The 15151-nt window shown below is 40.9% G+C and carries 10 protein-coding genes and 1 pseudogene; 2 read left to right on the plus strand and 9 right to left on the minus strand.

The features are described from left to right. Position 1 precedes the first annotated feature (1 nt). From KUL10_RS02265 to KUL10_RS02295, 7 genes and pseudogenes are all read right to left on the minus strand, one after another. The gene (locus tag KUL10_RS02265) at positions 2–1831 is read right to left on the minus strand and encodes an ATP-dependent endonuclease (RefSeq protein WP_110427270.1); all 1830 of its coding nucleotides are present in this window, start codon (positions 1829–1831) and stop codon (positions 2–4) included. Beyond that, positions 1828–3210, minus strand: a complete 1383-nt coding sequence (locus KUL10_RS02270) for a restriction endonuclease subunit S (protein ID WP_110427271.1) — start codon at positions 3208–3210, stop codon at positions 1828–1830. Before KUL10_RS02270 ends, KUL10_RS02265 begins: the two co-directional genes overlap by 4 nt. Beyond that, positions 3207–5696, minus strand: coding sequence for a type I restriction-modification system subunit M (locus KUL10_RS02275; protein ID WP_110427272.1), 2490 nt, complete (start codon positions 5694–5696; stop codon positions 3207–3209). Before KUL10_RS02275 ends, KUL10_RS02270 begins: the two co-directional genes overlap by 4 nt. A gap of 471 nt (positions 5697–6167) precedes the next feature. Then, entirely contained in the window at positions 6168–7175 is a 1008-nt protein-coding gene (locus KUL10_RS02280) for a GTP-binding protein (RefSeq protein WP_110427273.1), read from the minus strand. 9 nt (positions 7176–7184) lie between these two features. Next, positions 7185–8557 (minus strand): annotated as a pseudogene (locus KUL10_RS02285) (alkaline phosphatase PhoX). A 59-nt stretch (positions 8558–8616) separates the two neighbouring features. Continuing rightward, on the minus strand, positions 8617–9999 hold the full coding sequence (locus tag KUL10_RS02290) for a 5-methyltetrahydrofolate--homocysteine methyltransferase (RefSeq protein ID WP_110427274.1): 1383 nt from the start codon (positions 9997–9999) through the stop codon (positions 8617–8619). Positions 10000–10054: 55 nt separating this feature from the next. Beyond that, a complete protein-coding gene (locus KUL10_RS02295; protein ID WP_110427275.1) occupies positions 10055–12580 on the minus strand; it encodes a TonB-dependent receptor in 2526 nt (841 codons plus the stop codon). 87 nt (positions 12581–12667) lie between these two features. On the opposite strand from KUL10_RS02295, the gene KUL10_RS02300 reads away from it, so the two are divergent. Further along, a complete protein-coding gene (locus KUL10_RS02300) occupies positions 12668–13060 on the plus strand; it encodes a MerC domain-containing protein (RefSeq protein ID WP_158525297.1) in 393 nt (130 codons plus the stop codon). Between the two features lie 30 nt (positions 13061–13090). Continuing rightward, positions 13091–13765 carry a DUF1826 domain-containing protein gene (locus KUL10_RS02305; protein WP_110427277.1) on the plus strand — a complete coding sequence of 225 codons (675 nt, stop codon included), beginning with the start codon at positions 13091–13093 and terminating at the stop codon, positions 13763–13765. A 3-nt stretch (positions 13766–13768) separates the two neighbouring features. Here the strand turns inward: KUL10_RS02305 and KUL10_RS02310 are convergent, their stop codons facing one another. Together KUL10_RS02310 and KUL10_RS02315 are read right to left on the minus strand one after the other, a co-directional pair. Continuing rightward, positions 13769–14437 (minus strand): DUF3299 domain-containing protein, encoded by a 669-nt coding sequence (locus KUL10_RS02310; protein ID WP_110427278.1) that lies wholly within the window; start codon positions 14435–14437, stop codon positions 13769–13771. Positions 14438–14525: 88 nt separating this feature from the next. Beyond that, a complete protein-coding gene (locus KUL10_RS02315) occupies positions 14526–15122 on the minus strand; it encodes a DUF3299 domain-containing protein (protein WP_233499671.1) in 597 nt (198 codons plus the stop codon). Positions 15123–15151: the final 29 nt, after the last annotated feature.

Here is a 15151-nt window from a genome sequence, read left to right on the forward strand (position 1 = left end):
ATCACTGGACTCCTGCTTGCAATTCTTCAAACAATTGAATGACTTTGTCTGGCAAATCTGACTTAGACAAGGTAGCAAGCTCTTCTGCAACAGCTTTGGCGTACATAGGTTTTTTTGAATCTAAAATTTCCAAGATAGCCTTATTTCTTCCACCATCTTGCGTATAGTCCCTTAATTCAGATTCGAAAATTGGTTGTTTACATTTTTCGCAAAGCGGCTTATCTGCTCTTATTGGCTTAGTAGGGGTTCCCTGACGTTTTCTCATCCAGTTATCTATTTTTTCTTCGCCATCAACTTTGACTATTGCATTTTCAATAACATGGACAAAACCAGAATTAAGTAAGTATCCTTCAAAATCGGTGTTATCAAGGATCACAATGTTATTGGCATTATCAAAGCTATTTTCACCAAATACTTTTTCGTAATGCTTTCGCAATTCTCTAACTGTTTTTTCTTCTCCATCACTAAATATATAAACTGGAATACCAAAATCATGAGCAAGCAATAAAAATGGCCTATATTTGGCTCCTGAACCGTTTACACCAACAAAGTTAATTCCCGTTTCAAATGGCATTTGCTTAAAAAAAGTTTCAAATAAAATTGGTAATGACTGTTCTTCGGTTTCACCCTCAGACAAAACAATTGCACTAGCAAACAATATATCCCCTCTAGAATGAATAACTTCTCGATGAACTTTCCTCAAATCTTCAGGTTCAGTAGCAGAAATAAGAGCTTTGACTTTTGTAGTGCCATCTTTTTTGCTAAGAGCTCTCAGCTGATCTTGTTTAGCGATAGCAGCTAAGTAAGGCGAGTGGGTACTTATTAAAACTTGACCTTTGGTTTCACATAATTGTTTGTAAATTGCCCTTTGAGCATTCGGGTGCAAGTGAGCTTCTGGTTCTTCCGCTGCAATGATTGGAAAAAACGGTTCAACTTCTAACTCATGCTTTTTAGATGAAAGCTCGGTAAATGCTTTCACTGTTAACATTGATGCCCAACTTCGTGTGCCCATGCCGTGGTATTCCATTGAAAAAGAATTACTAGCATGTTCTCCAAAGTGGACTGTAAAACGCTTAGACAAGTCTCTAATTTTTTTGGGGAAAGGTGTAATTTCTGTTTGCCCATTACCTTCAAATGACTGACTCAATGAATCGAGGTGAGTTTTAAGTTCAGATAAAGGTTCACTTTTAGCAACCGCCTTTTCATTAATGTCAGCGACCATTTTTTCCAGTTCTTCAATATCTTTCTCATCATACTCAATACTTGAAAGTACTTTGCCTATGTAAGATGTTTTCTCTCTTAATTCTTGATGGATATCGCGCTGGGCATCAATTGAAATAAAAGGTAGTGCATCGTAACGTTTTCTAATTTGTCTTGAAGATATCACTTTTACGTCTGCCCAACCTTCAAAATCGGGCCACGTTTCCATCCAGAATCGAGAAGTTAAAAATCCACCTTTTACTTTGTCTCTTTCACATTTTGTTCTAATAACAACTAATTGATGACCGTCAGCTTCAGATTGAATAATGTCTTCAAACTCTTCTATCCATTCAGCTTCAAATGCTTGAACTCTATTACCATGTTCGTCTGTCGCGACAATTCTGACATCGACGATGATAGATTCACTGCCGTGATCTTCCCCATCAATATGAAAATCTTCCTCAGTTAAAAAGCGCGAATAATCGCCCAAGGCGAGTTGTAGCGCTTTTATGATTGAGGTTTTACCAGAATTATTTGTACCAATAAGTACTGCGACTCTGGGTAAAGATATTTCTAAATTAGCAATCCCTCTAAATCCAGCAATCCGAACTTGGTCAACTAATATGTTCATACAGCCTCCTTGCTTATTGGTAACCTTGTGCGACCTGTGAGTAGCTCTTGCATCATGCCTTGTTTGATTTGGCGGGTTTTCGCTAAGCGCTGTTCAATGGTTTGGATTTCATCATCCATATCCGAGAGAATGGTGGCGATAGCAGTTTGTTCTTCAACATCTGGAGCTGGGAATTCAAAATAAACAAAATCTTTTTGATATAGATGTGTAATTGTCGAACCTGCTGTAATTCCTTTGATAAAGAATTTAAATATTGAAGAGGTTAGAACGTAAAAGAGGTATTTAGGATAGAAACTTTTAGCCTTGGGGCGAACAACAAATACCCCACTATTTAAAGTCGCTGGTAGTGGTAATTCGTTTATAAAACCAACTTTGCCAATTGTTCCGTCTTTGGTGATAAGAACATCGTTTTCCTTTAATTGAATGTTAGTATCTTGCTTATATCTCCAATCACTAACAAAACAGCAACTATTCCAGTTAACTTCTCCAGCGTCAAAATCAGTACCAGTTACGAGATACTTGGAACCAGTATCTAAATACTCTTTTGTAGTTAAAGCCTGCCAGCCTATTCGGGCTTTCAAAACAGCATTGTTGCCTATGTTTATAAAGTCCCAATCCTCGGGGATTTCGCCTAGTTCACTGGGTTTTGTGCCTTTTGGCTGGCCTTGCTTTTTGCCTTCGGAGTATGTGGCGAATAGCGGTAAACGGGTTTTTCCTGTCAGCAGTTGCTGCATGGTGGTGGTTTTAATCGCTTGTTTTTTCGCGATCAGTTTTTCCAATTCCGTTAATAGTGCATCTACATCGGACAAGGCATTGGCAATGGCGGTTTGTTCTTCGTAGGAAGGAGCAGGAAAGCTAACAGATAATAAAGAACCCTTCGAAATATTCTTCATACTATTGCTAGTACCAGTTGCAGATTCCTTAATCTTCTTTGCAATAGCTGGAAAACTTAAAATATATGCTAACCAACGAGTATTTGTTGCAAGGTTTGCACGAAATCGCATTTGCCACAAACGATCTGGTAAGAAACAATTTGGATAGTCCTTGTCTATATAACCTAACTCTCCTACTAGATCTGGCGTATTCATCCTGCTTATGATGATAGAGCCTTTTGAAACAATTGTTTTCGCTCTAACTATATCCTCAGGAATAATTGACTTTATTTCTCTGGGAAAAAAGTAACCATTAGAAACACATGAGGTCTTAAGGATGTGTAACCCATGCGAAAATGCATCTGGCTTATCGATAGAATTAACACTAACACCAGCATCTAATGATTGGACGAAATTTCCTAATTCCGGTGACTCCCAATCAATTGGAATAACCCCAACTTCAGTCTGTTTATATCCTTCAGGAACTGTTTGTTCTAAAGCGCTCATAATGACCACTCCAAACCCATTGCTTTTAAGTGGCCTGCAACTTTATCGCTAAGGTCATCAACCGATTTAGAGAGGGTTGGTAATGGTGTGCTATAGCGTTCTTCCAGTTGCTTAACGCGGTTTGCCATTTGTTGGGTAACGCGCTCAATTTCAGCAACGATATTGGCTTGTAATGTGGCAAGCCATTTGTCATCGACAATTAGGGTTTTGATTTCATCAATAGTTAGTTTTGGATATTGATTGAATACGCTTAAATCGAGTGCTTCTTGCGCTTCTTTGACTGCTTTTTTCGTAGCCGCTTCAGCGTTAAACAGCTTGGTTGCTTGTTTCAGCGCCTTAATCTCTTCTGAGATTCCCGCCTTCGCGGGAATGACGGCTAATTCTTTTAATCTGGCGGCTACGCTGGCTTTGGTGATTTTATCTTTATCGTTGAGGGCTTCAACCAATAAGCCTTCTTCACTGCCATGTTCCTCAAGATAGCTTTCCAGTGCTTGGGTGGCTTCGTCTTGTTTGGCTTGCAGCGCATCCACTTGCGCTTGCTGGTCGGAAAAATAACGAGCAACGATTAAGCTAGGTGGAATAATCTCGGCTTTGTACTTTTTCTTATTGATAATTAAGTCTGGTGTTTCTTTGAGCTTTTCGCCTTTTTTAGCCACTAACTCACGAAGGGTATTACCTGCCTGCCAATCGTCCTGTACCAATACATATACATCGTCTTGCATGGTATCAGCCCAGTAATCCATCAGGATTTGGTAAATATCGTATTTGCTTAATAGGTCGCTATTGGCATAGCTATTTAACAAGTTCTCTGAAATGTTAAAGATAAAGTTTTTCGGGTTATCGCCTACTTTGATCTCTTTAAGTTTTGCTTCTGGTATCCATTGTTTGAATGGCAATAGGCTACGAGCGGCAAAGTCTTTAAATTCTTGGTGAGCCAAAATGGTGCTTTTAACTTGGCTAGCTTCTACCAGTCCATGGCTATAACCTTCACGTTCAGGTTTAAATAATGTTGCTCGAATACTTGGGAATACCTGCCAGTAATGCTCAAGGGCATCAATGTCACGGTAAGGAATGCCACCTTGCAGGTGAGCGCTTAAATCGTGTAAGTCTTCTGGCTCAGATGAGTCGATATAACGCGGGATGTTAAGGTTGTAGTCGTTAGCGGCGATTTCATCAATTTGAACTAAGCGGCTGTAACGCTCAAGTTCTAAGCCTCTGTTAAATACATCAACAATTTTATGAATGTCTTGGCTGCGCAGTCGGTTTTTGTTGCCATCTTTGATAAAGCCTTTGCTGGCATCAATCATAAAGATTGGGCGACCTGATACAGTTGGTAACTCTTCATCACCTTCGTTAAAGCTCGTCACTGCTTTTTGCGCGTGTTCTTTATCAATCACGATAATACAGGCAGGAATACCCGTACCGTAAAACAGGTTGGCAGGTAAACCAATAATGCCTTTGATGTAACCTTGTTTGATAAGGTTCTCACGAATCGCAGCTTCAGCATTACCTCGGAATAAAACACCGTGCGGTAAGATTACCGCACCTTTACCAGTGCTTTTTAAGCTTTTGATAACGTGTAGCAAGAAGGTGTAGTCACCGTTTTTCTCTGGTGGAATACCCCAAGTAAAACGGTTATATAAATCGTTTTCTGGGGTTACGCCACTGGTCCAGTTTTTATTTGAAAATGGAGGATTGGCAACCGCAAAATCAAACGTTTTGAGTTGGTTATCGGCATCTTTCCATTGCGGCTCAGAAAGTGTATTACCTTTCCAGATCTTAGCGGTGGTATTGTTATGTAAGATCATATTCATACGGGCAAGTGCGCTAGTCGCGTTATCCATTTCTTGTCCGTATAGGGTTAAACCACGTTCGGCTTGGTAGCTGGCTTTTAACAACAATGAACCTGAGCCGCAGGTTGGATCATAGGCAGTTGCATCCTGTGGAGTGTCTTCTTCAATGCCTACCACTTTGGCGAGAATTTGAGATACTTCCGATGGCGTATAGAATTGGCCTTTAGATTTACCTGATTCAGTAGCGAAATGACGCATTAGATATTCGTAAGCGTCACCTAATAAATCATCATCGCCAGCTCGGTTAGAGCTTAAGTCTAAGCCTTGGAAAATACCGACTAGCTTGGTGAGGCGGTCAACCATGTCTTTGCCTTTACCTAGCTTGTCTTCATCGTTGAAGTCGGCGACATCTATTATACCTTTCAGGTCGTTTTCTTCGGCAAGGGCTGCAATAATTTTATTAATCTTATCGCCAATCTCTTTGTCGTTTTTGGCAGCTATCATGTCGTCATAGCTAGCGCCCTTTGGCACTACTATCATGCCATATGGGTCGCCTTTATATTTGTCGCTAACGTACTTCATGAAGAGCATTGTTAATACGTAGTCTTTATATTGACTCGCATCCATACCTCCGCGCAGCTCGTCACAGCTTGCCCACAGTGATGAATAAAGTTCTGTCTTTTTAATTGCCATATTTAGTTTTTGTCCTTTTCAGGCTTCATGCCTTGTTTTTGCATCTAAGTAAGTAGGACATTTAATGCCTAAGGCTCTCTGTGTCATCGACGCACAAATACAGTATTTTGGTTACATTTACCGACAACAAATGAGGTTTTTTTAGTAGAAAACGCATCTTACAATTAAACAATAATTATAAAATACAATGAATTAATAGTATTACAATGATGATAGGATTGTTAAGTAAACAAGGAAAGACATATTTTTCTATGATATTAGTTTTAAGTAGTACCAAAAGAAGTACCACATTTAAATGATTAATATAAAAACATATTAAAACATTACCTTAAGTCTTCTATTCAATTCCCGCCAGCTCCACCAATCGATGTAAAAAAGGCTGATTATTCAGCCTTTTTTATTGTCTTGGTACTTAACCTCGCTGAACCAAGTCCAAGCTAAATAAGCTGTGCCATCTTCTTCAAATACCCATTAAGCTAACAAATTTATCTGCTCAGCAAACACCCTAGCCTGCTCTTCACTCTCAGCTATGATTTCCATCCGAGATTCCAAAACTTCATCAAACTCATTAATGTTAAGTTCATTTCCCACCGCATTGAAGCCAAAAATACCGCGGTTAGTAATCATGACACCTTTGACCCTCACAAACTCTGTTTTCTCCAAGATATTAATTAGCTGGTGAAAATCAAACTGAAAACTTGCTGGCCAAATCCATCCTTGAGAATAAAAGCCTTCTCCCTGATTTTGCTTTTTAATGGGTTCGCTCACTGGTTGAGCTAATGGTGTTTCCTCTTTAATTCTTAGTCGCTGTGCTAAGTTATTAGCTAGATGATTTATTTTTCGATGTATGGGGAAAGCGCTTTTTCGTGATAACAAATCTAAGATATTGGTCGTTAAGCTTTGATCTGTCGAATTTATAACAGGTTGGTGATTATCGTTTATTTCGGTCAAATAAATGCTCAATTGCTCACTATCCCCCTCTTCATAGAGGTCAGATTTTGTCGCAATGACGACATCTGCGATTTGAAATTGATCTTTGAAGGTTTGATGGTCTCTCCATTTTGCTTCTTTAAGCTTGCGAGCATCACTTAAACAAAAGGTAGTTTGCAGTGCGATGACATCTCGATAATGCTCACTGCTGAGCACATCAATGAGCTCTTTGGGATGGCCCAAGCCAGTGGGCTCTATTAACAAACGATGTGGTTTAGCGACTGCGAGCAACTGATTTAATGCGATTTGCATGGGTAAACCTGAAGCACAACACATGCACCCCCCGGGAATCTCGCGCAGGTGTATCGTTTTTCCTAGATGGCTACTTAATAGTACGCCATCAATGCCTATTTCACCAAATTCATTGACTAGAATTGCCCAGCGTTCGTGTTCAGGCTTTGAAGCTAACACCTTTTGAATAAACGTCGTTTTGCCCACACCTAAAGCGCCAGTAATAATATTAGTGGGCACCGTTTTTATAATTTTCATGTGATGGAGTTAGCTAACAAATTCATTCCATGGGCCCGTGATTGCCAATGTGGCGGTTGGAGAGTACAAATTAACAAATAAGGTACTGCCGTCAGGTGAAAAACACACGCCCGCAGGCTCTGTTTGCCATCTCACTTTAGCAAAGTCGTAAATTTCGCCTGTTGCAACTATCCCTTTTAGCTTGTTATTCACTACGTCAGAATACTGATCTTCACAAACTAACAAATGTCCATTTGGCGCGACAGTGATATTGTCTCCATAGTTAAATGAAGCTTTATTATCGCTTTCTAAAAATAAGCTTAACACACCAGGGCTTTTCGTTTCCTGCTTGCTTCCCTCGAATGCCGAAGGTCGATAACGCATGATTTGGCCTAACTTTTTACGGCCCCCGTTGGTGCAACAGAAATACATTTCTCCGTTTTCAAAATGTATCCCTTCCCCTCTTGCAAAAAGGGCTGCGCCTTTTTCATGTCCTCTAATCCTTAAATCGTCTTTTTCGCCATCGACGTCATCGAGATCTATCCACTCGCAAGCATGCTCCGTGCCTAATAACATATTGGCATTTTCCCAATTACGAGTATCAAATTTATCCATTGCGTTAAATTTCAAGGCTTGAAGCCTTCCGCCTTGTAAAAGTTTGCCAGCTTGATTCGGAATAAAACGATAAAACAGGCTGTCTCCTCTATCTTCAGTGAGATATACAATACCTGTTTTTGGGTCGACGCAAGCGGCTTCGTGATTAAACCTCCCCATGCTTTTCAAAGGTTCAGCATTCACCATACTGCTTGCAGAGGCAGACACTTCGAATACATATCCATGGTTTTTTCCAATCGTTTCAGATGCGTGCGCGACTGACTCTTCGCAAGTTAACCATGTTCCCCATGGTGTAATGCCCCCTGAGCAATTGCGAATGGTACCGAGTAACGACATGAACTGATCTTCGACTATGCCCGTTTTTAAGTTATAAACAATATTGCTAGTACCGCCCGGAAGTGGATAGCCTTCGGCATTGCTGTCAAAGGCTTTTTCAGCAAAGGTCTTGCTCTTAGTCGTTAAACTAGACATGTCTTTGGTGGTGCTATTTCGTGATTTCTGACAAGCACTACTCGCTCATCATCAAGTGCAAAACAGCCCATCCCATCAGCTCTGTCGGGCACCAATAAGCCATCGTTCATTGGCTCATTTAAGCGAGAAATAATTTGATAACTAAACCGCGCAGGTAAATCAAGTATCCCTTTGGGATCTTCAACCAAGGGCCCATAGGCACTTTGTTCTGCCATCATTTGATTAAACTTAATCTTATCATTAGCACTCAAGTGACTCGCTAAGCCGCCTAGTGCAACGGCGAGCAATCCTTTATTAAACTGGCGTCTGTTTAGCATCGTTATTTCTCTTTATTGTTCGCTATTAATTGCGATTGGTCTTCTAGTAAGCACCAATTCTAGTGATCTTCATCTTTAATGCCTAACCATGTGACTGTCGCAGGCACAAAATCTAGTTCAATATCACCTTCTATTTCCATATCTTCAATGTGCACCATTAATACATGTTGTGCAATCGGATCAGATACGAATACGTAGTCGCCATTTTGAGCCACACTCATGTTAAACGAGTGTCCATCAGGCATGGCACTCAGATCTTCATCGCTAAGTTGAACTCTGCCCTCAAATTCAAGCTCATTGACACCATCGTGCAAGTGCGCCGATAAAATTGTTAAACCGCCTAAATTATCTAAGACAAGTGCGTGATTGCCGTCATAGCTAAAGGCATAAGAAATTGGACTCACTCCCTCTTGCGCTTGCCAATCAAGCACTTCCATTGCGCCTGCTTCAGGGTCAATATTTAAAACAAACACTTCACCTGTAGCACGATTGCTCGCAATGCCAATAAAGACTTCAGCGTCATGATGACTGTATAAGCTACCTATACGAAGGCCCGCTATTTCGTCGATATTTTCTATTTTGCTTGATTCGTACTCACCGTCATGTTCATGAGCGACTAAAACGCCGTCACCGCAACCAAATAACACAAAATCGTGATTTTGAGCTGCACCGTGCAAATCAGGGCAAGCTGTTTCAAGCGTTTTTTCAAGTTCGTATTCGCCGTCATGTAAGTGATATACCCCCACTTGGTCAGGGAGTATAGTATTGCCAGATGTACTTTCTGCGTCATCCCTGCGAATGGTTGATAATAGAAATTCACCTCGAGGCTCTGCAACACCGTGCATATTGACTGTATAAATTAAACTAGCTGGGCTGTCATTTTCATTGGTGATGTCTAAATCACTAATGACATGTACAGAAGCAGGTATACCTGTCTCTGCATCGCCATCATAAAAAATCGCCGATTGACCATCATGTGTCACAAAGTGAGTGGGCCTTGAACTGCTTAGTGTATAGTCACTCATTTGTGGCGCTTGTTCATAGTCATGAAGATGATCAACGTGATCTTCACGCCATAGCCCGCCGTCGATAAATTCAACCATGTCATCGTTTCGAGCTGTCACTACTGCATAGCGATACGAAGGTGACGCATACACGCGACTACCATCGTGATTCAGAGTGAAGGTATCAAGTAAAGTACTGTCATCTAAATCGATCAAAGATACCGTGTTACTCTCGCTAGAGGTCACTGCCAAACGCCCCATGCTTTCGATCAAGAAGTCATTGCTTGGCGGAGTGCTGCCGCTGTCGCCCCCATCAGTAGGTGGTGTTTCAACAATAGGCTCTCGTTCAATAATAGTGGTTTCAGCATCGCCACAACCACCCATTAAAATAGTGCTAATGCAAAGCGCGACAAGGCTAAGTTTTTTAGTGTTGTTCATAAATATGTTCCGTTTATTTAAATAGTTTCAAATTGAATGTTCTTAAAAATAGCGACTAAAAGTAGCCTCTGATGCCAACGCTAATATTTCGCCCAGGTCGGGGTGCGATATCTTTTAAAAATGATGTGTGCACCCTCGCCTCTGTATCCGTAAGGTTATTTCCCTTTAGGTAAGCCGTGACGCTGTTATTTAATATGGGTAAGTCATAGGCAATACTTGCGTCGACAAGCGTATATGCATCTGTTTGAGTCTCAAATTCAGCAATGCGATCTTGAGATTGATAGCGAGTGATATCTAAATGCGCACTAATACTTTCATTTTGATAGCTAAATTGCGTACCAAACCTTAGTGGCGGTGTTCTTGGTAAATCGCCTCCATCTTTTAATCGTGCCCTGACATAATCAGTGAATAAACTTGCTTTGAAGTGTGAACTTGCTTGCCAAGCGACTTGAGCTTCAAATCCATGCAAAATTACGTCGTCGGTTTTGAATAAAAATACCAGTAACTCACCTGCGTGTTCGTCATCTTGGCTATCTGAATCATGGTCGTGATCGTCATGATCGTGACTAGAATGGTCATGTCCATCGTGCTCATCACTGCCGTGATCGTGGCCATCGTCCGCAAATAAACCCGTGTCAATTTGGTAGTAATAATTATCTACACTGTTGTAAAACAGGTTCAAAATAAAGCCGATATCTCCTTCGGTTTTTCTGAGGGTTAAATCAATATTACTTGCCGTTTCCAGATCAATAACTGAATCGGTGAGCCCGATTTCAGATGTTTCTTCACTTAAAGCAAACAGTGCTCCTACCTCATAGGTGCGAGTGCCAATATGTGGACCAAATGACAAAAGCTCTGATGCCGAAGGTGCTCGTTCAGAGCGTGAAACTGATAGCCCAAGGTTATATCCTTTTGCAAAATCCCATACGCCGCCAACGCTCAAGGTAACAGGTGTAAATTCGTGATCAGCGCTAAAAACACGGGTTATTTCTTGCTCATCTCCATGGTCGTGTTCATGGTCATGATCATCATCACTCTCTTCATCATGACTATCAGCGTCGAGCATCGGTAGCATGACATCATTGGCTTTCATGGTGACGCGTTCAATGCGTGCGCCTAGTTGCAATAAAATATCGCCGAAATGACGCTCTTCTAACAACGCAACGCCGAGCATTTCAGTGCTAGATGGTGGGGTAAACGCTTCACTTCCTTGCGCTTCTACATCACTCTTTTTGTAGCGAAAAGACAAGCCTCCACGCCAGTCTTTAAAGGTTTGATGCAAGGCATCTAGTCTAAACTCGTAAGTTTCATTAGCGAATACCGTACCGACGCTTCCATGCTCTATTTCAGCATGTTCGTAGTCTGTGTAGCCTGCACGCAGGTTAATCTCTTTAATAATGGGATGTTCAAAGGTAAATTCACCTAATATCTGTGCACGCGTTTGTTGCATGTCAGCGAATACTTCTTCTGAGTGCTCTTCCGAGTGCTCATCATCACTATGTTCGTCATCGTGATCATGCCCTTCTTCATCCCCATGAGAGTGACCAGGGATCCCATATTCTCGATTAAACTGCTCAACAGAAGCACCAATAAACCCATTGTTTAGCAAATAGCTTCCGCCTAAAGTAAAGCCATAGGACTCTTCTACGCTATTTTCAACAAAAAAGTCTTTGTTTTCGGAGCCATGTTCGTCTTCAGATTCATGTTCATGATCGTGGACGTCCAGTTCTGCCATAACGGGAACTTCATAATCATCAGATTTGCGATAAAAACCGTCAGCATAAACGGCAAATTTGTCTAACCCAGTCGTAATGTTAAAAGAGGCCAGTTGTTGTTCATCGACTGAACTGGTTTCGAGTAACCATTCACCTTTGGTTTCGTTACTTTGCGGTACTCTAGTATCAACTATATTAACTACTCCACCGATTGCGCCGCTGCCATAAAATAAAGTAGCGGGACCTCGCAGTACTTCAATCTGTGTTGCGGTAGAGGCTTCACTTGCGACTGCGTGATCTGGGCCTACACGCGAAACATCACTCACATCTAGTCCATTTTGCGCAATCAAAACGCGCGGTCCGCTCAAGCCGCGGATAATAGGCGTGCTTGATACTTTTGCATGGAAATTTGTATGAACGCCTGTTAGCTTTTCAAGCGAATCGCCGAGTGTCGCGCTTTGTTGTCTGCGCAGTGCTTCGCCGCTCAATACACTGATAGGAATTGACGACTCCATAGACGACATGTGTAGAGGCGTAGAAACAATATCAATGACTTCGATTGGCGAACGACTCAATGCAAACTTCAAATTGCTTAAGCCTGCATCTGTTAGGTTAACGTCTTGATGTAAATGCGCATGGCCCGCGGCTCTGATATGAATTTCAGTATTACCAGCCTTGAGGTTTTCAAACAAAAACCGCCCAGCACTGTCAGTGACAGTTGACTGATTCGAACCATGAATTTCAACATTTGCATTGGCAAGAGGATTACCATTTGCATCCAACACAAGCCCCTCAAGTGATTGTGCTAGTGTGCAACTAGAAAGCGTTGCAAGCACCAGACTCGCAACTTTAGATAGTTTTCTCATTTGCTCCCTCAAATTTTGTTGTTATAAATACTTTTCAATATTTATGTTATGTTATATTGTAACAACAATTCAAGAGGGAAAATTAAATTGAACATATTATTAGATTTTAGTGACAAAACAGCCGTTGGTCTTTCTTTTGCGTGTGTCATGCATTGTATTGCGGTGCCAATCGTTTTAATTGCCTTGCCGTCTTTATCAGGATTTTTTGCATTTGATGAGCACTTCCACCTTTGGTTGGTGTTTGCAGTTATCCCAGTCAGTCTACTCGCCATTACTTTTGGATATTTTAATCACTACAACAAGCAACTGTTTTTTATTAGTGGAGTTGGTATGAGTATGTTATTGGCTGCTGTTGTCTTTGGTCACGATGGTTTAGGTGATGTTGGTGAGATAGGACTGACGATAGTAGGTTCAGCCCTAATTGCTTATTGCCATTTGCGAAATATTGCTTTGCGAAAGCGCTCAATTCAAACGCAATAACTCAAGCGAAATAACAAACGGAGCCAAATTATGAATGCGATTGCTGAAAATAATTTTAATGAAGTCTGCAGCCAAAAAACCTTCTTATCATTCATTTCAGAAACGCCAGATATTCTCGCAAATATTTATGAGGCGTCATGTAATATCGCTGTATGGAAGCGCACACTTTGCCAAAGCTTTCTCGCGCAAATTGCGAGTGATATCCACCAAAATCCACTAGTCAATTCGGTATTAAGTGTGAGTGCAAATTCCATTGAAAAAGATATTGAAAAAATTGCGTTTGACAAACCTTATGGCAAACAACTTCGTGAATACATCGCCCAAGACATAGACATGTTTTGTGTCCTATTTGATGCAAAAGAAGTAGGATTAAGGCTTTCAACCTTGGATAAAGCAATGTGTCCTCGGTTTCACGTCGACCACGTGCCATGCAGATTTATTACTACTTTTTATGGTGTTGGCACTCAATGGCTACCACACGAAAAAGTGAATAGAGAAAAGCTAGGGCATGGTAGTAAAGGGCTCGCAGATGACATTTCAGGCCTCTATTCAGCTCAGCAAGATATTCAACAACTTAATTGTGGTGATGTTGCCTTACTGAAAGGTGAGTTGTGGGATGATAATGAAGGAGCGGGACTCGTGCATCGCTCCCCTGCTTTGGGAGCGAGTGAAAAGCGGTTAGTGATGACTTTGGATTTGGTTTAGTTGTCAATGCTGACGAAAATCGTCGGGATCTTCATAATAAGCTTCGATAGATATCACATCAAGCATATATGCTGATGTACCGAGTGGGTCTTCGAATAGACCTCTACGCAATACACCCTTCAACAAGTAGGCTTTGGTAATATCCAACTCATCGAACCCTTGTTCGAGTTGCGCAAAGATAATTTGATTAGGCGGTGGTGGCGGAAAATGCAAGCAGGCGCCAAAGTAAGGTACCAGAAACATACTTTGCACATTTTGTGCTTCATAGTAGTCTATCGGTACAATAAAACCCGCAATCGAGACAGCCTGCTCATCAAATGATTCCACCGCATTAGTGGATATCATCGCGTCACTGTAAGCTTTATCTGTCGATGCTTGAATTGACAATAAGATATTATCTGCAAATTCTGTCGCGGTGCTCGCCTGCTTTTGTTGATATTTTTGCAATATGGATTTTTCGTCAAACGGCAGCAACTGAGACCATTGAAGGCGAACAGGGTCTTGCGATTCGTATTGTTCGATTAGTTGAATATCACTTGTTTGGTAAAGTATTGAACTAAACAAAGACCATTGCTTTAAATCATGTTGATACTTAAATAAAACATACCCAAGTGAACAACCAAGTAAAATACAAACGATAAAGCTGATACTTAACTTAATACCTCGTTTCATCAAATCCTCTTGTTTGATTTTTTCTTATCACTGGAACTGCTAATCCAATTACGTTGTTGGTCTTAGCATGTTTAATCGCCGCTTAAACTCATTCATCACCAAACAAAATTACCTTATCTAATTGCATTGTATATGCAGATTGACCTAAGTCATTTTCGGTAAGTTCAATTATTATTGTGCCATCAAACCAAAAAGGATCTTGCAGTGAATTGAGTTCAACGCCTTGCTCAAATCTACCGTGAATAATTTGGTTAGGTGGTGGAGGTGGAAGGTGAAGACAAGCGCCAAAATACGGCACGATAAAAAATTCGGTAATAAGTTGGTCTTCATTTGATTCAAGCGGCACCATAAAGCCTGGGATTCTGATTCGTTTATTGTGATAAGACTCAATCACACGCGTCGACGTCAATGCCTGTTTAAAACGTTTGGCGTTTTCGTCGGTTTCGCTTAATTTATCTAACGAGTCCAAATTATCGTTGCTTGCGCCATCTTCAATATCTAAAAGCACCTCTGGAGGGTTCAGTAAAGCGTTTAAATCATCCTTTGGCATTAGCTGTATCCACTCGATTTCTAGGTACTCGGCATTAGAATCGTCAGCTTTGCTTGGGATACTCAAGGTATAAACTAATAGAGCAGTAATACCTATTAGTTTAAGTGCGAAAGACAGTGTGGAATATTTGTTCAAGGTAACTAGCTGAATTTATTTTTATGATA

Origin of the sequence: Glaciecola sp. KUL10, from assembly GCF_003203515.1 — a bacterium.
In the GTDB taxonomy this organism is placed as follows: domain Bacteria; phylum Pseudomonadota; class Gammaproteobacteria; order Enterobacterales; family Alteromonadaceae; genus Glaciecola.